Origin of the sequence: Adlercreutzia sp. ZJ242, from assembly GCF_011038995.1 — a bacterium.
GTDB lineage: Bacteria > Actinomycetota > Coriobacteriia > Coriobacteriales > Eggerthellaceae > CAAEEV01.
Genome location: NZ_JAAKEE010000008.1, coordinates 1 through 23,499, shown reverse-complemented (window position 1 = coordinate 23,499; position 23,499 = coordinate 1). Strand labels below are relative to the sequence as shown.

Genomic DNA, 23,499 nt, shown 5'->3' with positions numbered 1-23,499 from the left:
AGTGCGGAGGGACCTCTGCTTCAGAAAGGGCTGTTCAGCTAGCCTCGCAAATTGACTAAAAATTTCGGCGGAAACTTATCAAAGTAAACGCAACGCCCGTGAACGTTGCGTGTTTCCCGAGGTAGGCGCAACGCTTCGGGGTTGATTGCGTAGCTGGTCCTAGGCAGAGGCCATGTCAGGGGGCAGTTTAGGAGCGTTGCGGTTTGTCTGAGGGCATGCTGACGCAAGCCCTCCCGTGAGGGCTTCAAGACTAAACGCAACGCATCGCCTTGCTCTTTTGGCGCTACCTCAGACGGGTCAGCGGCGGCTCCCCTCGCTTGGCGCGCTCTATGTCGAGGATCTCGGGCTTAAGCGTTAGCTCATCGCGGTTGACCCCATAGATGCCGAAGGCGTCGAGCAGGGCGTTTGCATCGTCGTCGCCGTAGACGAAGCGCAGCATCTGTATGGGCGACTTGCCGCCGAGGGAGGCGCGCGGGTTGGAGTTGACGTGGCTCATAAGGACCACCATGTCAGCGCAGGTAAGCTCATCGAAGATGAACATGCCCTTCTCCAGGATCTGGCGGATCTCGGTGTGTTCTTCTCGCACCCGCCCTTCTGCTGGGACTGGCGCGGGTCGCAGTAGTACAGGTGCACCTTCAAGTCGCCGTCCGCGGCGCGCTCGCCGAGCAGCTCTCCGATGCTGTTCTCGTCAGCGAACTCCTCGCCGTTGTCGGTAAGTACGACGCGCATCCATCTGGTGTGCATAAGCTTCGGCATCACGGACCTGACGTTGCGCAGCTCCTTTATGACGCTCGCGCAGTCGTGCGCCTTAAGCAGAAGCCCGAGCTGTATGTGGCACGGCAGGTTGTAAAGCGTCAGCACGGCCTGCTTGTCGACGTTGCGGCCCACGACGCAGTCGAGCTCGGTGCGTGCGTCTTTGAGGCTGTCCGGGAGCTTTTTAAACTCATCATAGCTGCGCTTGGGCGAGTGTCGGGTCGGCTTGCGCGAGGCTTTCTTCCTGCGCGGCCTGAAGCCGACCTTTCGCTCGAGCTCGAGGTTCGTGAGCCCGCCGTAGCCGGCGTCGGTCCAGCGATAGATCGTGGATTGGCTGACGCCGACGACGTCGGCATACAATACCGATATCTCATAGGGGGACAGCCCACGCGACTCCCCGTCTTTGATGCGGGCCAGCGCGGCCTCGGCACGCCCCGGGTCCATGTCGATGCCCTTCCGGGACTCGCTGCGGCGCTCGTCGGAGGCCTTCTGGGCCACCTCGGCGTCGTAGACGTATCGGTTGGCCCGGTTGCAGCCGTAGCGGTTCTTGCGGCAGCCGTTGCACACCCACGGCGCGCGCACGAGCGCGTCGCACGCGATCCGGTCGGCGTACGCCGCGCAATGGTCGCGGCAGTCCCGGGCGTCGCAGCCCGCGCAGAACGCGCCCTCGCGCAAGCACTCCGCGCACACGCCCACGCGCTTGCACCAGTTCCTGTCGCGGCACGCGGACCTGCGCCGCCTGAAGGCGCGGAGATGCCTGTTCTCGCGCACCTCCCTCGAGACGGTCGACGGCTGGCGCCCTATCAGCCTCGCGATCGCCCTGAACGAGTCGCCCCGCGTCAGCCCCTCCTCGATCTCCCTTCGCTCCCTCAAGGTCAGTTGCTTGTATTCTCCGTTCACGGTCCTTTCCTATCTGCTGTGGACGGCAAGGTTCGGCGACTAGGCACCATAGACGGAAAGGGCCTTTTTGTGTATGGCGGCGAACGCTCGGGCCGAAGGGCCCTCCCGTTCGCCGGGGGCTTGCGCCCCGTCCCGGTTCCGGACTAACCGCAACTGTTGCGCCTAGTCTGGAAGTTTGCGGTTAGCGTTGCGATGAGTATGAAAAATTTCGTAAAAATTTCGGCTGTTCGTCGTCAATGGAGAGTAGGTGCGATTCAGCGGGCAGGCGTTCACAAATTCTACACTCGCTGGTATGCTAATCAGCTACGGTGTTCGGTGCGCCAACAGGCTTCCAAGCACCGCGACGTTGCTGGAATGCGGATTGGGATGGGGCCGACATAGGCTTGAGGGCTAACATATCAACAAATGACGGCGGCCCCACTATTGGGGCTGTTGACCTTTTCTGCGGCATCGGAGGGCTTACCTACGGTCTCCGTACTAGTGGAATCAAGGTCGTTGCCGGCTATGACCTTGATGACTCCTGCGAGTATGCCTACGAGGCGAACAACGGTGAAGGGACCTTCGTCTGCAAGAACGTAAGCGAGGTAACAGGTGCCGAGGTCAACGAGCGTCTCAAGGACTTCGACATTAAGGTTCTGGTCGGTTGCGCACCTTGTCAGCCGTTTTCGACGCATCGCAAGGACAAGAAGCACCGCGAACGTCACAAGGATTGGGGGCTTCTCGCGCAGTTCGGGCGGTTGGCCGAGGAGGTCATGCCAGACTACATCTCGATGGAAAACGTGCCCGAGCTCGTGAAGGAGAGCATCTTTGTCGAATTTGTCACGAAGCTCAAGAAACTCGGCTACACTGTCGAGTACAGCGTGGTGAAGGCCGAGGAGTACGGCGTGCCGCAACATCGTCGGCGTTTGCTCCTTCTCGCCTCGAAAGAGGGCACAATCAGCTTGATTGATCCCACCAACGATGAGGAGCATGTTGTTACAGTGCGGGACGCCATTAGCAAGCTCCCAGCTGTGAAGGCTGGTGGCGTCTGCGAGGATGATCCATTGCAGACAGCAGCTGCGCTTTCCAAGTTAAATTTGCAGCGTATCCAGGCATCAATTCCAAATGGTACGTGGCGCGATTGGCCTGAAGAGTTGCGTCTCGACTGTCATAAGAAAGACAGCGGGCAAACTTACCCCTCGGTTTATGGCCGAATGGCTTGGGATGAGACGTCCCCCACTATTACCACTCAGTTCTACATGTATGGGACCGGGCGGTTCGGTCATCCGGATCAGGACCGTGCGCTCACCCTGCGCGAGGGCGCGATTTTGCAGAGTTTTCCCGAAGGATACAGGTTCATACGACCTGGCGAGAAGTTGAGCCGCAAGGCGGTCGCACGCCATATCGGCAACGCTGTGCCACCAAAACTCGGTGAAGCTGTGGGAAAGAGCATCATTGCCGCATGCGTAGGTTAAGAATGCTCTAAACCGCTTCGCTGGCCCTGTATGCGCCTGAATCGAGATAAGACATCACGTCTAAGCGTAGCTGCGTCAGGAAAGAATCGACGTTATTGATGAGCTCAGCCAGCTCTGCGGTGGTAACCTGATTGCCCGCATCGACGAACGAGACTGCCCCATGAGCAAGGTCATTCCGTCTATCTCTGATGTCCTTTAACTCGCTAGACCTAAAACCGCTTTTTGCAGCATGAATAGAGATCCCATGCTTGTCAAATAGTTTGAAAATTTCCTCACCATCAAGGTTTCCGCCTATCAAAGTTTGACGTGAACTAATGTGTATCGTGACATTTGCTATCGCCTCGTCGAGCAGCTCCTTGCTAATGCGCTCTGCCGTTTCATTGCTGGCGTTTGGATCGCGCAATTTGCGCATGCGTGTATGGTGCCATAAAATGCGCAGTTTCGCGGAAACATCCACGTAGCTGCAACTCTCGTCATCAAGACGATCATAGATGGCCTGAATCAAACTGGTGACAGAGAACTCAATGATGTTGTAGATCATGATTTTGACATTAGATCTGATGACGCTCGCAACGAGGGTAACGTCGGGCGTATCAGAAGGAAGCCCGCCGTGGTTTGCGCTTTCTGCAATGACTCGCGCTTTGTTCATTACGAACTGGTAATCAACACCATTGCCTATCCCCTGGTCGAAGAAATCCAATAGTGTTGCGAGCGTGATCATGCTCTTCGTCTCGTCAAGGCGCTCTTGGTACAGCTGCTCGTATCCCAAGACATAGTTGCTTGTATCCATGTCGCTTATCGACCTTCTTGCAGCTTCTTAACGACATACTCAATGCGTGCCTGAAGCTTAGCTTTCACGTTTGCTGAATCCGAGCGAACAAGCTGCAAGAATTCACCGTCGTTAATCCATGCGGTCATATCCCGTGAGGCCAGCTCATATTCTGCCGCTTGGGCTACTGCAACGCCTACAGAAATTGCCTCAAAGCGCGCGTGTGGGGTTGAATTCCCTGATTCGGTTTTTCTGAACCCGAGACTGCCAAGATCCTTTTGAACATACGCAAGCATGTCGGTAAAGCGTTCTGAGTATTCATCGCGTAAGTCAGCATTCTCAGCAAACTTGTCATTCATCGTCTGCGTATACTCGTCGAGATATGCAGCAACGCGATCTTTGTAGCCTTCGAACTCTGGATATCCATCAAAGTACGCAAAGAAGCGAGTGACCAGTTCCATGTCATCGTAGTGCTTACGTGCTGTTTCGCTTAACGGTGCCAGCTTTTTGAACAGATCGTTTTGCGAGAGCTCGGTTACAAGCTGACTAAAACCACCGTCCATTGAGCCACGCCTGATCTCCTGTGAGCGGAGCTTCTCGCCGGAAGAATTAATTCGGCGGAATATCTCTTGGCGCACTTCAACCGTTGTGCCTTCTTCAAGGTATACAACGCGAAAACTGGCGTTATTGAAACGTCTCTGAATCTCTTTGGGAAGCTCGGCGTAGGTCTTGCCATTAACCGTTGTTAATATCTCCAAGCCTTTCAGGACCAAGTCTCCGTTGACGAAATTTGCCAGTGCGTTCATTCTTTGAGCACCATCGACGATTTCGAGCTTCCCCTCATCAGCATCAGCGAAAAACATATACGGAATCGGCAGGCCAATCAGGACAGACTCAATGAAGTAACTGCAAGTCTTATCGGTCCACACGAAGTTACGTTGATACTCCAAGGGAATGTAGAACTCATCAGCTTTGAACTTGTCAATGAGATATTCGGCAACATACTCACGCGTGCTGAAACGGATTTCTTGTTTTCTGTCGCGAATCTGCGCAACAATCTCGGAGCCTGTGTCTTGTTTGCTGCTCACCTGATGTCACCTCAATCCAAATCGCTTGATGCGACGCATCAAGATCCTGAGAACATGCAATGGTGAAACCCACTTTGCACTCATGATTCTTATGATACCAGCCCCAATTGCAGACAGTGTGGAAGCAGAAGCGCCATTCACCGCCAAAGGAAACGAGCAGTTTGTGACTGACTTCTAGCCTATGTCCATTGTTAGGACCGATTCTCTTTTAGTTGGCCTACGATGGCGAAAGGCGGACCGACATGGTAGGTGATGAACATGGCGACAAAACGCAGGGAATCGCAAAACCGCGCAAGGTAACGGGCAGTAGCAAGTGCAAGAAGACAAGTCGCAGGTGAGCGGCAAGGACTGGGAGAAGTCTATCGCCGAACGCGACGGTCGTATCGCGAAGCTGGAGCAACAGGTGGCTGATGCCGCTATGAACGCGGAGAAGGCCGAGCAGCTTCGCAGCCAGGTCGCAGAGCTGAAGGTCTAGGGCGAGTCAGGTCACATTGATTTCAAGCTGCAGCTCGCTGACGTGCGCAACGTGCAGGCGGCGTGGCCTTTCCTTTTCGACCATGTGGCAGGTTAAAGCCCATTGAAAGCGAGTAGTATTCTCTCGCGGTACCGTCGATTGATGATGTGCTAGTGTAAGGAAGCTCCACAGTCTTGCGAAGACCTGTGCGATACGCTGTTGCTCAAATTGATGTCAGGAGAAATCGACGTTTCAATTTGGCTCTCGTTTAGCGCTGGGAGGATGCCTCGCCCTGCTCCATCAGCCCAATTATCCTGTCACTGCCTACTGCATACTTTGGGCGGCCAAATTGCTCATATTGGGCAAGGTGGCTTTGAAGAGCGGAGACGATCTCCCTGGCGGCCTCGTTGAGGATGTGCGGAATAGTTTCGTAGTAAGCATTCCCTTCTGTCCGAAACTTCACCTGATAGCGTTTCTTGATGGGAGAACATCTTGATGCAGTGGATACCATGCTTATGTTTCGGTTTCGTGGTTGGACGAGGTGGTAGCGCGAAATGCTAGCTCTTTGGAACATTGGGGCCGATGTTGGAGCGAAAAGGCACTGCGAAGTCACGCTCCTTGCCTCTAAAATTGAGTCGCAGCACCACAATGCACGGACTGTGCTTCTGCATGAACTCGCGATCACTTTCGCCATACCGGGCAAGGTAGTCATCTGATATTGAGACGATCCTCAAGGAGTAGCCCTTTCTCGAAGAACGCAGGGTGGATAGCCGCAGGGCCCGCATCATCGGGCCCTGCTAACAGGTAAATGATATTCTGCGCTTTCGCACCCCATCGTTTGCGGAGGTTATACGTACACGTGAAACGTATTCTGAATGCTGCGGTTCCCGACAGGGAAAGTGTAGCGTATCCATGCTTTTGCAGCCGTCGCTTTTACTGCACAGCTAAATAGCCATTTACCGTTTGAGGTTCGTGGATGGATAATATGTTTGCACTCAGCTGTAGTGATCAGACGGAGAATCCGATGCCTAAGTGTATCGGGGTTCATCCTCTTCCTTCTTGGATACTCTAAAGCAGAACTCTTCTGGAAATCGTGTCTTGTTCCTGCGCACTGCCTCATTGATGCGCTTGGTCTCAAGCTGATAGAGAGTCGCCAGGTCGCTGTCGAGCATAACCTGGGTACCGCGCACCGTGTATATGAGGTTGCGTATGGCCAATTCGCTTGCGGGGACGATTGCGACAGACGTGTCTTCTTCCGCCTTCATGGGCCCGGCGGATGGGGTTTTCTCTTCTCTTGCCATAACCAACCCCGCCCCTTCGCTATTAATTTGGTGAGGTGGATTATATCAAGCGCGGGAGGCGCTTGCGACAGGAGTGCCTTCCCCGTTTGTTCTCCACTTAGTCGCAGCCGCCTGGTGAGCCTTGACCGCCTCGAGCATGGTCTTCAGATGTTCGCCGGCGAAGCTGATGTTAGGCGCGGGCGCCTGCGGTTCTGTCTGGGCAGGTGGCCGTCATTGCGTGCCTCTCTGAAGGCCGGTGGAATATAATCGGGTTATGAGAGACGATATTAGGCATATGAGGCATCCCAAGTTCGCAAGGTGGCTTGCGGCGCTGCTGGTCGCGCTGTGCCTTGCGTTCGGCGGGTGCATATCCGGTGCGCTTCCGAGCGGCGGCGGTCCCGACGCGCCTTCGTCGAGCTTGGCTGCCTCGGCTGAAGACGGTGACGCCGCGGGCGGTTCCGGCTCGCAAGCAGCCGCGGGTGATGCCGATTCGCAAGCTGGCTCGGGTGGCTCCGACTCACAAGTCGGCGCCGCAGGCGGCTCCGGTCAGCAATCAGCCGCAGGTGGCTCTGACCCGCAGATCAGCGCGGACGGCACCTACTACGCCTACGACGAGATCCCTGACTTCTCTGCCGTCGAAGGCGAGGCGTTCGGGTACGAGCGCTACAGCGAGCTGGACGCGCTCGGGCGGTGCGGTGTCGCCGAGGCCATCGTCGGCGAGGAGACCGCCCCAGCTGAGGGCGAGGAGCGCGGAAGCATATCCTCGATACGCCCGAGCGGGTGGAAGCAGGCGTTCTACCCCGAGCTGATAGCCGCCAGCAACGGAGCCCTCTTCAACCGCAGCCACCTGATAGCCTGGAGCCTCGGCGCCGAGAACGCGAACGAGCGAAACCTGATCGCGGGAACGCGCCAGCTCAACGAGACGATGACCCGCTTCGAGCAGCAGGTCGCCGGGCACGTGGACGCCACGGGCGGTCATGTCTGCTACCGCGTGACCCCTGACTTCCGAGGCGGCGAGCTGGTCGCGCGCGGGGTGCTCATGGAGGCGCTCTCCGTCGAGGACGGCGGCGAGGGCATCTGCTTCAAGGTCTACATCCCGAACGTGCAGGACGGTGTCGAGGTCGACTACAAGACCGGGGACAGCAGGCGCGCGGAAGGTTAGCTCTCGGAAGCGGCATCCGGCCTTGGCGGGCAGATGGCGTGCATTCTCGACACCAAGGCGCGCAGGCTCTATTGTGATGACCGCCCGTTCGCGGAGGACGCTGAGGGCGGAAGCGAAGAGAAGAGGATCGCCTCACGGGGCGAGCTCGTCGCCCCTGCCAGAGTCACGCGCTGCCTCGCTTACGCTTGGGCGCAGAAGGGGAGGATCTGCCGGTAGGCTTCGATGAGCTGGTCGAGGGAGGTCGCGGCGTTCGCGGGGCTCGTGGAGGGCAGCCGCGTGCAGGGCATGCGCGTGGAGGGTTCGCAGTACCTCTTGTAAAGGTCAGCGGCCTTCGCGCCGGTGCAGAACACCGCCTCGACGGGCGCCTGCCCGAGCAGCCACGCGATGTCGTTCGACACGCACTCGGCGATGGTGCCGTCGCTGGCTCCCCTGATGGTGCACTCGGCCAGCACGTCCCACAGCGCGACGCCGTGCGCAAGCATGAGCTCCTTCTTCTCCTGGTTGGCGGCGGGGACCGGCTCGTTGAAGAGGGCGGCCATCACCTTCCAGAAGCGGTTCTGCGGATGGTTGTAGTAGAAGCCGGTCTCGCGCGACTTCGGCGAGGGCATCGTGCCCAAGATGAGCACGCGTGAGCGCTCGTCGAACACGGGCGCCAGGGGGTGGACCACGTGCTGCTGCGTTTGCCGGGGCGTGCCGGCTGGCTTGGGCGTCCCGCCCGGTTTGGACGCGCCAGCTTGCTCGGGCGCGGGGGAGGCCGTCGCTTCGCTCGCCGGTTCGGGCGCTTCGCCCACTCGTTCGGACGTCTCGTCCGGCCTGGACGCGCCGTCCGGCTCGGACGCGCCAGCCCGCTTTGCAACCTCCTGGTCGAGCTTCGCCAGCTCTTCGTCAAGCGCCGAGGGGATGCCGAACAGCGTCCGGCGCGAGGAGAACAGCCGCGGGCTCTTGCCGCTTGACTCCGCGGCGATGAGCGAGCCGATCAGCTCCCAGCTTGCATCTTCGCTCGTTCGCAACGCTAGCGCTCCTTTCGCTCAGGGTACGTCCGCTTCAGGTACGCCCCCGTCTTGCTGGCCTCGCAGGCGCAGAGCCCTTCCGGCGTGTCGGCTGCGACGATCTCGCCGCCGTGGACGCCGCCGCCCGGCCCCATGTCGATGACGTAGTCCGCGTTTCGGATGACGTCCAGGTCGTGCTCGATGGCGATGACGGTCGCCCCGCGCTCGATCAGCCGCTCGAACACGTGGAGCAGCGTCTCGACGTCGAGCGGGTGGAGGCCGATGGTGGGCTCGTCGAACACGAACACCGTGTCGGACTGGCCCTTCCCCATCTCGCTGGCGAGCTTCAGGCGCTGCGCCTCGCCGCCCGAGAGGCTCGGCGTCTCCTCTCCCAAGGTCAGATACCCCAGGCCCAGCTCCTTGAGCACGCCCAGCCTTCGCGCGACAAGCGGGAGGTCGGCGCAGGCGTCGAGCGCCTCGTCCACGCTCATGTCCATGAGCTCGGGGAGCGAGTGCGCGCGTCCTCCGCCCTTCGGCACGCGTCGGATGAGGCTCGCGCCCTTCGCGTAGCGCGAGCCGTCGCAGTCCGGGCAGGGGATCTCGACGTCTGGCAAAAACTGGACGTCAAGGTTGATGGAGCCCGTCCCATCGCACACGGGGCAGCGCAGCTTTCCCGTGTTGTAGGAGAAGTCGCCCGCCTTGCACCCCCGCGCCTTCGCGTCCGGCGTCCTGGCGTAGACCTTGCGCAGCTCGTCGTGCACGTTGGCGTAGGTGGCGACGGTGGAGCGCACGTTGATCCCGATGGGCGTGGCGTCGATCAGCTTGACGTGGGCGATGCCGTCGGCGGCGAGGGCCCTCACGTGCTCGGGGAGCTGGGCGCCCCGGATGGACGCCTCCAGCGCCGGGATCAGGCTCTCCAGGATCAGCGTCGTCTTGCCCGAGCCGGACACGCCGGTCACCGCGACGAGCCGCCCCTTCGGGAAGTCCACCTCCAGGGGCTTCACCGTGTGGATCGCGGAGGTTGACAGGCGGATGGTCCCGAGGGAGAACATCTCGCCGGCTGCGGCGCGCTCCCTGACGTTGACAGACGCCTCGCCCGTGAGGAAGCCGCCGATCCGCGAGCGGGGGTCGCGCGCCACGTCCTGCAGGGGCCCCTGCGCGATGATGGTGCCGCCGTTCGCGCCGGCGTCGGGGCCGAGCTCGATGAGCCAGTCGGCCTCGGAGAGCACGTTGACGTCGTGGTCCACCAGCACGACGGTGTTGCCGTCGGCGATCAGGTCCTGCATGACGCCGGTCAGCCCCTCCAGGTTGGAGGGGTGCAGGCCGATGGACGGCTCGTCGAGGACGTAGAGGACGCCGGTCGTGCGGTTCCGCACCGCGCGGGCCAGCTGCATGCGCTGACGTTCGCCGGTGGAGAGCGTCGAGGCGGCGCGGTCGAGCGTGAGGTAGGAGAGCCCCAGGTCGACGAGGCGCTTCGCGGCGGTGCCGAACGATGCGCAGATGCTCTGGGCCATCGGGCGCATCTCCTTCGGCAGCGAGGCCGGGACGCCGGCCACCCACTGCGCGAGGTCGGAGAGCGTCATCGCGCAGGCTTGCGCAAGCGAGACGCCGCGAAGCCGGGGCGCGCGTGCCGTGTCAGAGAGGCGCGTGCCTTTGCAGTCGGGGCAGACGCCCTGCTTCAGGAACTTCTCGACGCGCTTCATGCCCTTCTCGTTCTTTACCTTCGACAAGGCGTTCTCCACGGTGTAGGTGGCGTTGAAGTAGGTGAAGTCCATGTCGCCGGCGGCGCCGCTCGTCTTGTTCTGGTAGATGATGTTCTTCTTGACCGCGGGGCCGTGGAAGACGATGTCGCGCTCCTTCTGCGTCAGCTCCCGGAACGGCACGTCGGTGCGGACGCCCATCTCGCGGGCGATGTCCTTCATCAGCGACCACATGAGCGTCTGCCAGGGCGCCACCGCGCCCTCGTCGATGGAGAGGGACTCGTCGGGCACCAGCGTCGACTCGTCGACGGTGCGGACGACGCCCGTCCCGTCGCAGCGCGCGCACGCGCCTTGGCTGTTGAAGGCCAGCTCCTCCGCGCTCGGCGCGAGGAAGCGCTCGCCGCAGACGGAGCAGGTGATCGGGAGGTCGGCGGCGACGTTCAGGGAGGGCTCGGCGTAGTGGCCGTTCGGGCAGCGGTGCGAGGCGAGGCGGGAGAACATCAGGCGCAGGCTGTTCAGCAGCTCCGTGCCCGTCCCGAACGTGCTGCGGATGCCGGGCACGCCGGGGCGCTGCCTGAGCGCCAGGGCCGCCGGGACGTGCAGCACCTCGTCCACCTGCGCCTTCTCTGCCTGCGTCATGCGCCTGCGCGTGTAGGTCGACAGGGACTCCAGGTAGCGTCGGGAGCCCTCCGCGTAGAGGATCCCGAGCGCCAGGGAGGACTTGCCCGAGCCGGAGACGCCGGCGATCCCGACGATCTTGTTGAGCGGCACGTCGACGTCGACGTTCTTGAGGTTGTGCACCCGCCCGCCGCGCACCTCTATCCTGGCGGGGGCGCCGCCGGGGGTTGCTTGCGGGTGCGGGCGTGAGTGTGGCTGCGGGCGTGGGCGTGGCTGCACGGGCGTCTGCTCCTGGTTCTGATTCTGGGCTTGCCCTTGCACTCGCTTTCCCCCTTGCTTTCGCCGCTGCACGTTCCTCCGCTCCTCATCCTGGTTCGATCCTGCTTCTTCCTCATTATCCGTCTCTTTTGCTGTTCTAACGGAAGTGAAACTGATTTCACTTCCGTTAACGTCGTGCTAACGGAAGTGAAAGAGGTGGCGAAGAGGTGATCAGGCTTGTTTGTGACATATGGCAGAGCTCTTTGGGAAGTGCATTGTCCGAGCGATGCTTTGTTGGGCTATCCTGATGATGGACGAGTTTGAGTTGCGAGATGGAAGCGGGGTGGCTTATAGCCCGGGGAGTGATATTCTTGGGGCGATTTGGGAGGCGAAGAGCTGTGGATACGATGATAGCTTGGGACGATTCGGCGGGGCTGCCGGTTCTCGATGTTAGCCAGGTGGTGGAGCTTGAGCGGCGCATCGCTGCGGAAGGGACGTCGCTTTACGAGCTTATGAAGCGCGCAGGCGCGGCAGTTGCCGAGGCCGTGTGCGCCGAGATGGAGGCCATCGGGGCCGTGCGCGCGAAGGCTGCTGCGGGGCTGGAGGTCGCTGCCCCTGACGCGGCTGCCCCAGGGCCTTCCTCGGTCGTGGTGTTGGCGGGGAGCGGCAACAACGGCGGAGACGGCTGGGTGACTGCCTCGCTCCTGGCAGGCCGCGGCATGGACGTCACGTTGGTGACGAAAACGCCTGCTGACCAGGTGCGGGCCGAGCCGGCACACGCGGCTGCGCATGACGCATGCGCGGGCGCCGGCGCACCGGAGTTCGCGGTTTCCGTCAACCCTGATGCAGCGCAGCTTGACGCGCTTCTTTCCCGGGCGGACGTCGTCGTCGACGCCGTCCTCGGCACGGGCTTTTCTCGCCGCGAGGTGCGCGAGCCTTATGCGACCTGGATCAACGTTCTCAACCGCATTCGCTGCGACACGGGCGCGCGGGTGATCGCGGTCGACGTGCCCAGTGGCCTGAACGCGCAGACAGGGGAGCCGGCGGGCAGCTGCGTGCAAGCTGACATCACGGTGACCATGCTCGCCGCAAAGCCGGGCCTGCTCACGGCAAGCGGGAGAGTCCAGACGGGCAGGCTCTTCCTCGCCTCGCTCGGATGCGGCGCATAGGGCCCTCAGCTCTTCGCCGCCGATCACTCAAAGTTGAGTGACCAAGTTGAGTGAAGAATGGAGAGTTAAGTGAGCGGGTATTTGCCAGATGCGCGGTGTGCATGAGTGACGCATCGGGTTTCTACCCTGTTGCGCGAGGTGTAGCAGGACATTCGGCGATGCGCAGGGCTTTCATCACTCGAATTTTCACTCAACAAGCAAACAAATTGAGTGAAAAAGTGTATCATTGAGTGAGCGTTCGTGAACTTCCGCTGTCCCTACGAGCATTGAAGCGAGGTGCTTGATGCAAGAGCAGGATTTGAGTCCCATAGTCGAAAGGCTTCGCGCCCAACACACCGATGACGAGTTCGTTGAAGTAAAGGCAAGTGCCCAACACCTTTCCCGGGATGTGTGGGAGTCTGTGAGCGCTTTCGCAAACACTGCCGGGGGCCTCATCCTTCTCGGCCTCGACGAAAGCAACAGCTTCAAGCCTGCGAAGAGCTTCGCCATAGACAAGGTTCTCGACCAGTTCGTCTCCGGCATGGGCGACGGCGATCCGAACGGCGCTCGCGTTGCCCAGCCCCCTGCCTACCACCTCCATAGGTTTGCGTTCGAGGGATCCCCCGTGCTTGCGGTTGAGATCGAGGAGCTCGAAGCGGACAAGAAGCCCTGCTATATAGTCGGAAGGGGCCTCGTAGGCGGAAGCTACAAGCGCGTAGACGACAAGGACATCAGGCTTTCGCCAACGGAGATCTACTCCCTCACGAACTTCCTCAAGCCCTCGCGCGCCGACAGGCAGCCAGTTGAGGCGGCAACCGGAGACGACCTGTCGTCAAGGCTCGTCAACGACCTGCTTGACCGTGAAAAGGACTCGCGGGCGCTGCGTGGCGCGAAGACGAGGGATGCCAAGATGGCGCGTCTCGGCATCACCAGCGAAAAGGGTGATGTGTGTCTCGCGGGCCTTCTCGTATGCGGAAGCTACCCCCAGCAGTTCTTCCCCAAGCTTGTCGTGGACGTTGCCGTTCATCCAGGGGCGCAGAAGTCCGATCCAGCCGCGCCGGCGCGTTTTCTTGATCGCGTGATATGCGAAGGGCCTGTGGGGGAGGTGGTAGAAGATGCCTACCGGGCCATCGCGAAGAACCTCAGGACTCGCTCGGTCGTGCGGGGCGTTGGGCGCGTTGACGAGCTCGAGATACCCGAGGAGGTGCTGCGCGAGGCGCTCGTCAACGCCGTCGTTCACCGCGAGTACGGGGAGTACTTCATAGGGCAGGCGGTTTCGGTCGACATCTACCCCGACAGGGTTGAAGTGACCAACCCGGGTGGCCTCTGGGGCGGAAAGACCCTGGAGAACATCGGCGACGGCATTTCCGCCTGCCGCAACGCTGCTCTCATGAAGCTTATGTCGCTGATGCCTCTCCCAGGTGGCAGCGGCGTGTCTGCTGAAGGGAACGGGAGCGGCATTCCCCTCATGAAGAGCGCCATGGCGTCTCGTGCGCTCGCGGAGCCTCGGTTTGTCGCAGGCTTCGACAGCTTCAAGGTCGTTCTCGCAAGGGGCGATGCTGGAATTGCCGAAGGCGGGCAAGGGCCTAGCGAGATTGCGTACTATGTCGCCTCGCACGAGCCGGTCCGACAGCCCCGATGGTCGCGCGCGGAGTGGCGTCAGCGCATCCTTGCCGCTCTCGACTCAGATGAGCCTCGGGGCATACGCGAGATTGCCGAAGCGCTTGGCAGGCAGCCCGAAAACACGAGGGGCTACGTCAAGGCGCTTGTCGAGGAAGGCGTCGTGATGGCTACCGCTCCCCAGACAAGCAAGAACAGGAAATACCTCTTGAGCCCTCAGCCCTTCGCCGCCGATCACTCAAAGTTGAGTGACCAAGTTGAGTGAAGAACGAAGAGTTAAGTGAGTGACGCGCACGCCAATTTGAGTGACGAGGCTTTGCTCGGGTGATGCGTGGGGCTTGCGCCCGCATGATGACGATCGCAAGCCCCGCATTAAGTCCCACGTGAACTCCAAGCGCCTTACGGCTCCGCGCTGCCGCTCGGCGAGCGGCCTTACGGCTTCATCAGCACCTTCGCGGCGGGGGCGTGGGACGTGATCTCCTGCTCGATGCGGTCGAAGCACTCGAGGATGTTGATGCCCTGGGGGCAGGCCTCCTCGCAGGCGCCGCAGCGGAGGCATTCGCTCGGCAGCTTCTTGCCGCCGTTGAACCGCACGACGAAGCCGAGCTGGTAGTGCGCCTCGGCGGGGTCGCCGTAGTTGATGAAGTGGTTGAGCACCGTGAGCGAGCCGGAGATGCCGATGCCCGCGGGGCACACCTTCGCGCAGTAGTCGCAGCCGGTGCAGGGCACGATGCCGCTCGAGCGCATCGCCTCCTGAGCGCGCTTGATGGCCGCGTGCTCGGCCGCGGTCAGCGGCTGGAAGTTCTCGAACGCGCGGCAGTTGTCCTCCACCTGCTCAAGCGTGTTCATGCCCGAGAGCGTGCAGAAGACGCCCTCGGCGCTGGCGGCGAAGCGCAGCGCGGCGGTGGCGTAGGAGTCGTTCGGCATCTCGGCGTCGAGGATCTCGCGCACCGCGCGCGGCGGGTTCGCCAGAAGGCCGCCCTTGACCGGCTCCATGGCCGCGACGGGCTTGCCGTGCCGGCGTGCCACCTCCACGCACTCGCGCTCGCGGAACGACGGGCTGTCCCAGTCGTTGTAGTTCACCTGCAGCTGGACCATCTCGGCCTCGGGATAGTCTGCGATGAGCTGCTCGAGCTCCTCGGGCGTGCAGTGAGCCGAGAAGCCGATGTGGCGCGTCAGCCCGCGCTCCTTCGCGCGCTTCACGAACTCCCATGCGTTGAACTGCTCGAACGTCGCGGTGCGCCTGCCGCCGAGGTTGTGCATGAGGTACATGTCGAGGTACTCCACGCCCAGGTTCTCGAGCGTTTCCTGGAGCTGGCGCTCGAGGTCCTCCTCGCAGGTGCAGTGGGTCCACGTGACGCACTTCGACGTGAGGAAGAACGAGTCGCGCGGATGGCGCTTCACGAGCGCCTCGCGCAGCGTGACCTCGCTGTTGGGGTAGGCCCAGGCGGTGTCGAAGTAGTTGCCGCCTGCCTCTAGGTAGCGGTCGATCATCTTCGCGGTGTGGTCGATGTCGACGGTGTTCGTCTCGCGCCCCTCAAAGCGCATGCATCCGAATCCCAGCGGGCTTATCTTGCTCACGTCGAACGTCATGCCTTGCTCCCTTTCCTCCTGATCCAACTTCCAGCGTATTTGCCGATGGGAAGAGTTTAGCGTATGGCGTGCGGCTTTCGCGCGGGGAGGCGAAGGCCGCAGCGATGTCGAAGTATTTCGCGAAGTAAGCTGAGCTGGCGAAGAGAGCACGCCAGACACGGAGGTGCAGCTTGTTCTGTGCGTAGGCGCGGGCGCGGAGGGTTATACTTTGCCCTAGCTGAAGCTTGTGACCTTTTGGGGCGGAGAGCCTGATGGACGGGCTGTTTTCGCCTCCAAGTACGATATCGCCTACCGGTACGTGCTGCTCGCCGAAGAGCGCTACCTGTTCGAGGTAGGGCGCACGCTCTCCCTCGAGGACGGCTTGCTGGGATTCTTTCGCCGTGTTCTACGGCGGGCACGGCGACACGTACACGCGCGAAGAGGTCCAGGCTCTTCTGGATTAGCGAGGGAGGGAGGCTGCTATGCGGCGAGCGCAGAAGGCGAGCGGGCGACAGGCGGCAGACGCTTGCGAGAGCAAGGTCATTCGATCGGTATGCGGCGGTTGCCACAACTGCTGCCCGATCATGGTCAAGGTGGAGAACAATCGCGTCGTGCAGGTGGAGGGCGTCCCCGGCGATCCTCGCACAGGGGGCGCGCTGTGCGCCAAGGGCCAGGCGGGGCCGCAGATCGCGCATGACCCGCGACGCCTCATGTACCCGGTTCGCCGGGCGGGCGAGCGCGGTGAGGGAAAGTGGAAGCGCGTGAGCTGGGATGACGCTATCGCCGAGCTGGCCGGCAAGATCAAGGCGGCCCTCGAGGAGCAGGGGCCTCGCTCGGTGGGGTTCATCCGCGGCCAGGCGCCGGGCTGGGGCTTCACCTACGACATGACCCAGCGCGTCGCCCATGCGGTGGGCACCGACGTGGGCATGGGAGCCTCGGAGTGCTTTGTCCCGCGCGCCGTCATGGAGGGGACGACTTACGGCGGCATGCCTTCGCACTGCGACTACGACAATGCCGACCTGCTGATCTTCTGGGGCAAGCAGCCTGCGTTCAGCGTGGCGCCTTCGTTGCGCAAGATCTACGACGCGCACGAGCGCGGCGCGCGCCTGGTGTGCATCGACCCGCTTCGCTTCCACCTCGGCGCCACGGCAGACGTGTTCCTGCAGCCCGAGCCTGGCACCGACCTCGCCCTGATGCTCGCCATGATCTACGTCATCGTCGACCGCGGCCTGTGGGACAGCGAGTTCGTCGACGCCTACACGAACGACCCGGGCCTCAAGCGCCTCTCGGCTCATGTGCGCGGGGAGAACAACCAGGGCGTTCCCTACACGCCGCAGTGGGCCGAGGGCATCACCGGCGTTCCCGCCGCGGACATCGAGGCGCTTGCCGTGGAGTACGCCACCACCAAGCGTGCGGGCATCGTCTCCGGGCACGGCCTGGAAGGGCGCGTCAACGTCTCCCAGACCACGCGCGCCCTGTGCATCCTGCGCATCATCACGGGGCACCTCGATCGCGTCGGCTGCGACGTGTTCACGCCAAAAAGCCCTGATCGCGACCCTAACTTCACCCTGATCGACCACATGGTCGAGGGCTTCGAGCCCACGCATCCCACCAAGATGTTCCACGTGCCGCCCTACAACCACCCGGACTCCAGCTGGCCGCTGCTGTTCAGCGGCCAGGGGCTCATTCCGACGCCCGATATGTACCGGCTGATGCGCGAGGGGCAGCTGAAGGTGGCCGTCTTCCAAGGCGCCAACATCATGGTGACCCAGCCGCAGCCGGGCGTGACGCGCGCGGCCATGGCGAACGTCGACTTCATCTGCGCCATCGACCCGTACCTGTGCGAGACGGCCCAGCTTGCCGACTTGGTTCTGCCCGCTGCCACCTATCTCGAGCGCACCGAGCCTGAGTGGTTCAAGTCCGACGTGTGGCTGCCCATCCTGACCTTCCGCCAGAAGTGCGTCCAGGTGGGCGAGGCTCTGCCCGATACGCAGATCATGATCAAGCTGGGGCGCGCCTTGGGGTTCGAGGAGGAGTTCCCGACCGAGGACATCGACTACTACATTGACGCCGATCTGCGCCCGTCGGGCATAACCGCAGAGCAGCTGCGGAAAAGCCCCAGCGGCATAGCCTTCGCGGACATCGAGTACGAGAAGTTCAAGACGGCGGGGTTCCGCGCGCCGGGAGGCAAGGCCAACATCTACGGCGAGGTTCTGGAAGCCAACGGGTTCGACCCGCTGCCGAGCTGGATCGAGCCGGTTGAGTCGCCGCGCGCCAGGCCCGACGTGGCCCGGGACTACCCCTGTGTGGTGTTTACCGGCCGCAGCGGCCCCATGTACGTGCATGAGCAGCGCCGCACCATCCCCTGGCTGCGCGAGATGCAGCCCGAGGCGTACCTGTGGATCAACGGCGCATGGGCGCGCGAGCAGGGGATCGAAGACGGCGAGCTGGTGGAGGTGTCCTCCCCGCGCGGCTCCATTCGCATCAAGGCGGAGCTGACGAGCGTGCTGAAGCCCGGTTGGCTGTACGTCCCGGGAGGTTGGGCCGAGCAGAACTACAACGAGCTGGGGATCGACGACGAGCTCGACCCCATCTCGAGCCAGGCGAACTACACCATGTGCCTGGGCCGCGTGGACAAGATCGGCGCGGACGAGGCAGATGAGAAAGGCACGGTGAGGTAGACATGCAGCATGCGTTCCATTTCAACGTAAAGAGGTGCGCGCAGTGCTTCGCGTGCGAGGTTGCGTGCAAGTCTGCCCACGGTCTGCGCCCCCATGTGCAAGAGGAGCCCGGCGCGAGCGGTCCGCGCTTCCGCCAGGTGGTCACGCTTGAGAGCGAGGACGGGTCTGCCCCCGTTCAATATGTGAGCATGGCCTGCATGCACTGCGGCGATGCCGCCTGCATGAGCGTGTGCCCGGCGGGCGCCATCTACCGCGACCATGAGTTCGGCGCTGTTCTAGTGGACCACGCGAAGTGCCTCGGCTGCCGCTACTGCTCCTGGGCTTGCGAGTTCGGTGCGCCGCAGTTCGACCGAGACGGCCTCATGGTCAAGTGCGACATGTGCATCGACCGCCTTCGCGAGGGCAAGAAGCCCGCGTGCGTGCAGACGTGCTGCGGCGGGGCCATCACGCTCGAGCCGGTTGAGGGCGGCGTCAACGCGCCGCGCGAGACGGCGGCGCGGCGCATGAGCGCGGCGAAGCGCCTCCTGTAGGGGCAGCGTTGTCCGTCGTCCTGAGGGAGGAGAGGCGAAGCGAGCTGCCGCTCATCGCGTTCACGACGCTGGTGTCGGCGGCCGAGGGCGTGTGCCTGTGCGCTCTCGCGGGGATGGGCGTCAGCGCGCTCGTGGGTGGGGGCGCGTTTGACCTGGCGGGGCTGGGCGCTTTGGCTGCCCTCGCCTGGGTCCTGACGAGCATCGGCATGGCGGCTTCCGTCGCGCATCTCGCCAAGCCCTTGCGCGCCCCTCGCTCGCTCGCCAATCTGAGGTCGTCATGGCTCTCTCGCGAGATCGCCGCCGTAAGCGCTTTCTGGGCGCTGCTCTTTGCGTGGCTTGCGGCGTGCGCCTTGGGGCGCACGCTCCTTGCGGTGGCGGCGAACCTCCTTGCGGTGGCGGCAGGCGCGGCGCTGCTCGTCGTGGTGGCGCTGGCGTACAGGGTCTCGCCGCGTCCGGCATGGTGCGGCCCCGAGGGCCTGGCCGAGCTGTGGGCCTGCGCGTTGGGCGCGGGCCCCGCGGCGTCTTTCGCGTTGGCGGGCGGTGGCGCGATGCCCCTTGCGGCTTCCTGCGCGTTCGTGGCCGTCAGCCTAGGCGGGTTGGCGGTTGACGTGTGGTCGCATCGTGCGCGCAGGGGGCGGCTCCAGGCGATCGCTCCCCGATCTGACGAGCGGGTTTCGCTCACGTTGGCGCGCTATGCGCAGCTGTGGCCTTGCGTCTGGAGGCTCTGGGCTGCGGAGGGCGTCTGCTGCGTCGTCTTCGCGGCGGCCGTCGTGTTGGCGGGCGTCGGGGTGCACGGCGTCGTCGTCGCGGCGCTTGCCGCCGCTGCGGCTGTCGGCCAGCTGTGCGTTCACGCGCAGCATCGCAACCTGTTCTACGAGCTTCCCGTCCAGGTTCGCTGGGCAGCCAGGCTGCGCAAATAGCCCGAGTCAGGGCGAGGTCGGGCATGGTGGCGTGGGTCGCGCGTCGGCGCGGGCATGAGTCGGCACGGGACACGCGTCGGCACGGGACACGCGCTATAATATGCAGTTGAGAATAATATGAGTGGAGTTGGGCATGCCCCCTCCATCCGCCGCTTTCCCGTAGAGAAAGGCTCCGAACACATGCTGTTTCTTCTGACCGCGCCGCGCCAAACGGGAAAGACCCGATGGCTCGAGAGGCTGATAGGCGACTTTGACGCGGCAGGCGTCTCGTGTCGGGGCGTGGTGGCTCCGGGCGTGTGGGAGGAGAAGCCGGACGGGTCGTTCGAGAAGCTGGGCATCGACAACCTGCTCCTACCTGGCAAAAGGCGCCTCCGCTTCGCGCTGAGGAGGGACTTGGCGAAGGCTGCGGGGGCGTTCCGCCCGTCGAGCCAGAGCGCTGCGGCGAACTTGGGGTGGGAGATCTCCGACGACGCCATGTGGGAGGTGAACGCGCACTTCGCGAAGATGAGGAGCGCGGGCGCCGACGGGCGGCTTGGCAAGGGCGGGCTTCTCATCGTGGACGAGCTCGGGCCGCTCGAGCTTCTGCGCGGCGGCGGCTTGGCCGAGGCGGTGGCGGCGGTGGCGGACGGCGCGCTATCGGGCAGCGAGCATGCGCTGGTGGTGGTGAGGCCCGAGCTGGTGGACCTCGCGGAGGAGCGCTTCGCCCGAGCCTGGGGCGGGGCGAAGCGCATCGCGCCTGATGAGGAGGGTCGGCTCGCCGTGATGCGCGCCTTGCGCGCCTTAGGCGCCTCGGGCCGCTGACCCTTCGGCGCGCTGGCTGGCGGCATGCGCGCGTGTCGGCCGGCGCACCCGCCCTTTGGCGCTCGGCAAACCGACAGACGGCACGCGCGCGCCGGTTTCGCCCCTTACTCCTTGCCGTTCCAGCAGTAGGTGCAGATCTTCTCCGGGGGGATGCCGATGGCCTCGATCATGCCCTCGAGCGACTGATAGCCCAAAGAGTCGAAGCCCATCTGCTCGCAGATGCTTCTGAGCAGGCACTTCCCGCGTTCGGTGGAGCTGTCGGCGTACTCGTCGAGGTGCTTCTGCCCCTCGTCGCCCTCGAGCTCCTGCACCACGCGGCGCGCGATGAGGTCCATGTCGGACTTGCCGCGCGAGAAGCTCAGGTACTTGCAGCTGAACATGATGGGCGGGCAGGCGCTGCGCATGTGCACCTCGGCGGCGCCTGCGCTGTACAGGAAGTCCACCGTCTCGCGCAGCTGCGTGCCGCGCACGATGGAGTCGTCCACGAACAAAAGCTTCTTGCCATCGATGAGCTCGGGCACGGGCACCTGCTTCATGTGCGCGATGCGGTCGCGAATACGCTGGTCAGACGGCATGAACGAGCGCGACCACGTCGGCGTGTACTTGATGAACGGGCGCGCGAAGGTCTTCTTGCTCGCGGTGGAGTAGCCGATGGCGTGCGGCAGGCCCGAGTCGGGCACGCCGGCCACGTAGTCCACGTCGGGCAGGGTGCCGGCCGCGGCCTCGTTGCGCGCCATGATCTCGCCGTTGTGGTAGCGCATGACCTCCACGTTGCGCCCCTCGTAGTTCGAGTTCGGGTATCCGTAGTACACCCACAGAAACGCGCAGATCCTCATGTCCTCGCCCGCCGGCGCGATGGTCTCGTACTCGTCGGCGTTGACGCGCACGATCTCGCCCGGCCCCAGCTCGTACTCGTCAGCGTAGCCGAGCTTCTGGTAGGTGAACGACTCGAACGAGATGCAGTGGCCGTCGTCGTTCTTGCCGATGAGCACGGGAAGGCGTCCCATGCGGTCGCGCGCGGCGATGATCTCGCCGTCCTCGGTCATGATGAGCAGCGTGAGCGACCCGTCCACCGCCTCCATGGCGTAGCGGATGCCCTCGACGAAGCTGTCCTTCTGGTTGATGAGCGCGCCGATGAGCTCGGTGTCGTTCACCTTGCCGGAGCTCATGGCCATGAACTGGCTGCTCCCGCTGTCGAAGCAGGCGTCGATCAGCTCGTTGAAGTTGTTGATGGCGCTCACGGTGGTCAGCGCGAACGTCCCGAGGTGCGAGCGGATGAGCAGCGGCTGCGGGTCGGTGTCGGAGATGCAGCCGATGGCGCTGTTGCCGTGGAAGCTGGCAAGCTCCTTCTCGAACTTCGTGCGGAAGGGGGTGTTCTCGATCGAGTGGATCTCGCGCTGGAACCCGCCCTTCTCCTTGCGAACCACCATGCCCGCCCGCTTCGTTCCCAGGTGGGAGTGGTAATCCACGCCGAAGAACACGTCCAACACTACGTCGCGGTGAGAAACCGCACCGAAAAAGCCACCCACTTTAGTCCCCTTCGTGTGCATCGCAGCCAGCGGGCCTTGAGGCTTGGTGGCCCGACGGGCGCGCGCTAACGAGCCCGGCGTGCTGGCCGCTGCTTGCATTACTCGAAGAGTATACGTTTTCGCTGGTCGCATCCGTGCGGCAAAGTTGCCTTTTTTGCCGTTTGTCCACATGGTCGGCGAAGGGGCTTCCTTATAATGGAGGGCAGCCTATTCCCGGCGGCCCCGCGGCCGCCCTCCTCGACCTAGGAGGTCCCATGTTCGGAGACAACCTCGACCGCATCGTCAAGGGCATCGAGAAGAACTACGAAGCTGACGAGATCTTCTTCACCAAGCCCGGCCGGCGCTTTCCCAACCGGAGCGCCATCAAGAGCGTGCTGAAGGACATCCGCCGCGTGATGTTCCCCGGCTACTTCGGCGCGGAGATGCTCTCGCCCTCCACGAGCCCCGAGTACTTCATCGGCGAGACGCTCATCCAGATCGAGCGCGTGCTGCGCGAGCAGATCATCCTGGCGCTCACCTACACCTCCGACGAGCGCGACGTCAACGCGGGCACGAGCAACTACCTGTGCGGCGGCTGCACGCCCGAGAGCATCTGCGAGCGCACGTCGGAGATCTGCACGGTGTTCTTCGACGAGCTGCCGAACATCCAGCGCGTGCTTCTGACCGACGTGCAGGCGCTCTACGACGGCGACCCGGCGGCGGGCTCGAAGGAGGAGGTCATCTTCTCGTACCCGGGCCTCTACGCCATCTTCGTGTACCGCGTGGCGCACGTGCTCTACGAGCAGGACGTGCCCATCATCCCGCGCATCATGACCGAGCTCGCGCACTCCGGCACGGGCATCGACATCGGCGCCGGCGCGAAGATCGGCGAGTACTTCTTCATCGACCACGGCACGGGCGTGGTGATCGGCGAGACCACCGAGATCGGCGACCACGTGAAGATCTACCAGGGCGTGACCTTGGGCGCGCTCTCGACACGCGGCGGGCAGCGCCTCGCCGGCGTGAAGCGCCACCCCACCATCGAGGACAACGTGACCATCTACTCGAACGCCTCGGTGCTCGGCGGCGAGACGATCATCGGCGAGGGGTCGGTGATCGCGGGCTCGACGTTCGTGACGTCGTCGGTGCCGCCGCACTCGCGCGTGAGCGTGAAGGCGCAGGAGATCACCGTGCGCCAGCCGGGCGAGAAGGACTAGGCCGCGGCGCGGGGGCTGCGGCTGCGGGCGCGGGGCGCGGCTGCGGGCGCGGGGTTGCTGCTGCGCGGGCTGGCGGC

The 23,499-nt window shown here is 63.1% G+C and carries 20 protein-coding genes; 10 read left to right on the top strand and 10 right to left on the bottom strand.

Annotated features, from left to right (window positions below; genetic code table 11):
* Positions 1-283: 283 nt before the first annotated feature.
* Together G7Y49_RS03650 and G7Y49_RS03645 are read right to left on the bottom strand one after the other, a co-directional pair.
* The gene (locus G7Y49_RS03650) at positions 284-496 is read right to left on the bottom strand and encodes a hypothetical protein (RefSeq protein ID WP_165171271.1); all 213 of its coding nucleotides are present in this window, start codon (positions 494-496) and stop codon (positions 284-286) included.
* Positions 493-1,653 (bottom strand): helix-turn-helix domain-containing protein, encoded by a 1,161-nt coding sequence (locus G7Y49_RS03645; RefSeq protein ID WP_255465909.1) that lies wholly within the window; start codon positions 1,651-1,653, stop codon positions 493-495. The genes G7Y49_RS03650 and G7Y49_RS03645 overlap by 4 nt, the downstream gene beginning before the upstream one ends.
* A 383-nt stretch (positions 1,654-2,036) precedes the next feature.
* Between G7Y49_RS03645 and G7Y49_RS03640 the strand changes: the two genes are divergently transcribed.
* On the top strand, positions 2,037-3,107 hold the full coding sequence (locus G7Y49_RS03640) for a DNA cytosine methyltransferase (RefSeq protein ID WP_206214544.1): 1,071 nt from the start codon (positions 2,037-2,039) through the stop codon (positions 3,105-3,107).
* Between the two features lie 7 nt (positions 3,108-3,114).
* On the opposite strand, the gene G7Y49_RS03635 is transcribed toward G7Y49_RS03640, so the two are convergent.
* Both G7Y49_RS03635 and G7Y49_RS03630 read right to left on the bottom strand, forming a co-directional pair.
* Positions 3,115-3,897, bottom strand: coding sequence for an MAE_28990/MAE_18760 family HEPN-like nuclease (locus G7Y49_RS03635; RefSeq protein ID WP_165171267.1), 783 nt, complete (start codon positions 3,895-3,897; stop codon positions 3,115-3,117).
* Between the two features lie 5 nt (positions 3,898-3,902).
* The gene (locus G7Y49_RS03630; protein ID WP_165171266.1) at positions 3,903-4,964 is read right to left on the bottom strand and encodes a DUF262 domain-containing protein; all 1,062 of its coding nucleotides are present in this window, start codon (positions 4,962-4,964) and stop codon (positions 3,903-3,905) included.
* 334 nt (positions 4,965-5,298) lie between these two features.
* On the opposite strand from G7Y49_RS03630, the gene G7Y49_RS03625 reads away from it, so the two are divergent.
* Complete coding sequence (locus G7Y49_RS03625) at positions 5,299-5,439, top strand: hypothetical protein (RefSeq protein WP_206214543.1); 141 nt, start codon at positions 5,299-5,301, stop codon at positions 5,437-5,439.
* 247 nt (positions 5,440-5,686) lie between these two features.
* Here the strand turns inward: G7Y49_RS03625 and G7Y49_RS12075 are convergent, their stop codons facing one another.
* Both G7Y49_RS12075 and G7Y49_RS03620 read right to left on the bottom strand, forming a co-directional pair.
* Entirely contained in the window at positions 5,687-5,929 is a 243-nt protein-coding gene (locus G7Y49_RS12075; protein WP_206214542.1) for a hypothetical protein, read from the bottom strand.
* Between the two features lie 517 nt (positions 5,930-6,446).
* Positions 6,447-6,719, bottom strand: coding sequence for an ORF6N domain-containing protein (locus G7Y49_RS03620; protein ID WP_206214541.1), 273 nt, complete (start codon positions 6,717-6,719; stop codon positions 6,447-6,449).
* Between the two features lie 274 nt (positions 6,720-6,993).
* Between G7Y49_RS03620 and G7Y49_RS03615 the strand changes: the two genes are divergently transcribed.
* Positions 6,994-7,860: a DNA/RNA non-specific endonuclease gene (locus G7Y49_RS03615; protein ID WP_165171264.1), complete on the top strand. Its 867-nt coding sequence runs from the start codon at positions 6,994-6,996 to the stop codon at positions 7,858-7,860.
* A 179-nt stretch (positions 7,861-8,039) separates the two neighbouring features.
* On the opposite strand, the gene G7Y49_RS12195 is transcribed toward G7Y49_RS03615, so the two are convergent.
* Both G7Y49_RS12195 and G7Y49_RS03605 read right to left on the bottom strand, forming a co-directional pair.
* Positions 8,040-8,870: a DNA-deoxyinosine glycosylase gene (locus tag G7Y49_RS12195; RefSeq protein ID WP_241157251.1), complete on the bottom strand. Its 831-nt coding sequence runs from the start codon at positions 8,868-8,870 to the stop codon at positions 8,040-8,042.
* Between the two features lie 2 nt (positions 8,871-8,872).
* Entirely contained in the window at positions 8,873-11,350 is a 2,478-nt protein-coding gene (locus G7Y49_RS03605; protein WP_241157250.1) for an excinuclease ABC subunit UvrA, read from the bottom strand.
* A gap of 482 nt (positions 11,351-11,832) precedes the next feature.
* Here G7Y49_RS03605 and G7Y49_RS03600 point away from each other — a divergent pair, with 482 nt between their 5' ends.
* Both G7Y49_RS03600 and G7Y49_RS03595 read left to right on the top strand, forming a co-directional pair.
* Positions 11,833-12,594: an NAD(P)H-hydrate epimerase gene (locus G7Y49_RS03600; RefSeq protein ID WP_241157256.1), complete on the top strand. Its 762-nt coding sequence runs from the start codon at positions 11,833-11,835 to the stop codon at positions 12,592-12,594.
* Positions 12,595-12,877: 283 nt separating this feature from the next.
* Positions 12,878-14,458: an ATP-binding protein gene (locus G7Y49_RS03595; protein WP_165171262.1), complete on the top strand. Its 1,581-nt coding sequence runs from the start codon at positions 12,878-12,880 to the stop codon at positions 14,456-14,458.
* A gap of 167 nt (positions 14,459-14,625) precedes the next feature.
* Here G7Y49_RS03595 and G7Y49_RS03590 read toward each other — a convergent pair whose 3' ends face one another.
* The gene (locus G7Y49_RS03590) at positions 14,626-15,786 is read right to left on the bottom strand and encodes an aldo/keto reductase (protein ID WP_165171261.1); all 1,161 of its coding nucleotides are present in this window, start codon (positions 15,784-15,786) and stop codon (positions 14,626-14,628) included.
* 461 nt (positions 15,787-16,247) lie between these two features.
* On the opposite strand from G7Y49_RS03590, the gene G7Y49_RS03585 reads away from it, so the two are divergent.
* From G7Y49_RS03585 to G7Y49_RS03570, 4 genes are all read left to right on the top strand, one after another.
* Positions 16,248-18,446: a molybdopterin-dependent oxidoreductase gene (locus G7Y49_RS03585; protein WP_165171260.1), complete on the top strand. Its 2,199-nt coding sequence runs from the start codon at positions 16,248-16,250 to the stop codon at positions 18,444-18,446.
* Positions 18,447-18,541: 95 nt separating this feature from the next.
* Positions 18,542-18,976 carry a 4Fe-4S dicluster domain-containing protein gene (locus G7Y49_RS03580; RefSeq protein ID WP_206214539.1) on the top strand — a complete coding sequence of 145 codons (435 nt, stop codon included), beginning with the start codon at positions 18,542-18,544 and terminating at the stop codon, positions 18,974-18,976.
* Positions 18,977-18,984: 8 nt separating this feature from the next.
* Positions 18,985-19,896, top strand: coding sequence for a DmsC/YnfH family molybdoenzyme membrane anchor subunit (locus G7Y49_RS03575; RefSeq protein ID WP_165171258.1), 912 nt, complete (start codon positions 18,985-18,987; stop codon positions 19,894-19,896).
* Positions 19,897-20,076: 180 nt separating this feature from the next.
* Positions 20,077-20,697 carry a hypothetical protein gene (locus tag G7Y49_RS03570; RefSeq protein ID WP_165171257.1) on the top strand — a complete coding sequence of 207 codons (621 nt, stop codon included), beginning with the start codon at positions 20,077-20,079 and terminating at the stop codon, positions 20,695-20,697.
* 104 nt (positions 20,698-20,801) lie between these two features.
* Here the strand turns inward: G7Y49_RS03570 and G7Y49_RS03565 are convergent, their stop codons facing one another.
* The gene (locus G7Y49_RS03565) at positions 20,802-22,226 is read right to left on the bottom strand and encodes an amidophosphoribosyltransferase (protein ID WP_165171256.1); all 1,425 of its coding nucleotides are present in this window, start codon (positions 22,224-22,226) and stop codon (positions 20,802-20,804) included.
* A 254-nt stretch (positions 22,227-22,480) separates the two neighbouring features.
* Between G7Y49_RS03565 and G7Y49_RS03560 the strand changes: the two genes are divergently transcribed.
* Positions 22,481-23,422 carry a serine O-acetyltransferase gene (locus G7Y49_RS03560; protein ID WP_165171254.1) on the top strand — a complete coding sequence of 314 codons (942 nt, stop codon included), beginning with the start codon at positions 22,481-22,483 and terminating at the stop codon, positions 23,420-23,422.
* The last annotated feature ends 77 nt before the right edge of the window (positions 23,423-23,499 follow it).

Excerpts from the sequence above, each read along its gene's own strand:
- G7Y49_RS03570 (WP_165171257.1), top strand. The coding sequence starts at position 20,077 with ATGCTGTTTCTTCTGACCGCGCCGCGCCAAACGGGAAAGACCCGATGG.
- G7Y49_RS03620 (WP_206214541.1), bottom strand. The coding sequence starts at position 6,719 with ATGGCAAGAGAAGAGAAAACCCCATCCGCCGGGCCCATGAAGGCGGAA.
- G7Y49_RS03615 (WP_165171264.1), top strand. The coding sequence starts at position 6,994 with ATGAGGCATCCCAAGTTCGCAAGGTGGCTTGCGGCGCTGCTGGTCGCG.
- G7Y49_RS12075 (WP_206214542.1), bottom strand. The coding sequence starts at position 5,929 with ATGGTATCCACTGCATCAAGATGTTCTCCCATCAAGAAACGCTATCAG.
- G7Y49_RS03635 (WP_165171267.1), bottom strand. The coding sequence starts at position 3,897 with ATGGATACAAGCAACTATGTCTTGGGATACGAGCAGCTGTACCAAGAG.
- G7Y49_RS03560 (WP_165171254.1), top strand. The coding sequence starts at position 22,481 with ATGTTCGGAGACAACCTCGACCGCATCGTCAAGGGCATCGAGAAGAAC.
- G7Y49_RS03600 (WP_241157256.1), top strand. The coding sequence starts at position 11,833 with ATGATAGCTTGGGACGATTCGGCGGGGCTGCCGGTTCTCGATGTTAGC.
- G7Y49_RS03650 (WP_165171271.1), bottom strand. The coding sequence starts at position 496 with ATGAGCCACGTCAACTCCAACCCGCGCGCCTCCCTCGGCGGCAAGTCG.
- G7Y49_RS03585 (WP_165171260.1), top strand. The coding sequence starts at position 16,248 with ATGCGGCGAGCGCAGAAGGCGAGCGGGCGACAGGCGGCAGACGCTTGC.
- G7Y49_RS03590 (WP_165171261.1), bottom strand. The coding sequence starts at position 15,786 with ATGACGTTCGACGTGAGCAAGATAAGCCCGCTGGGATTCGGATGCATG.
- G7Y49_RS03595 (WP_165171262.1), top strand. The coding sequence starts at position 12,878 with ATGCAAGAGCAGGATTTGAGTCCCATAGTCGAAAGGCTTCGCGCCCAA.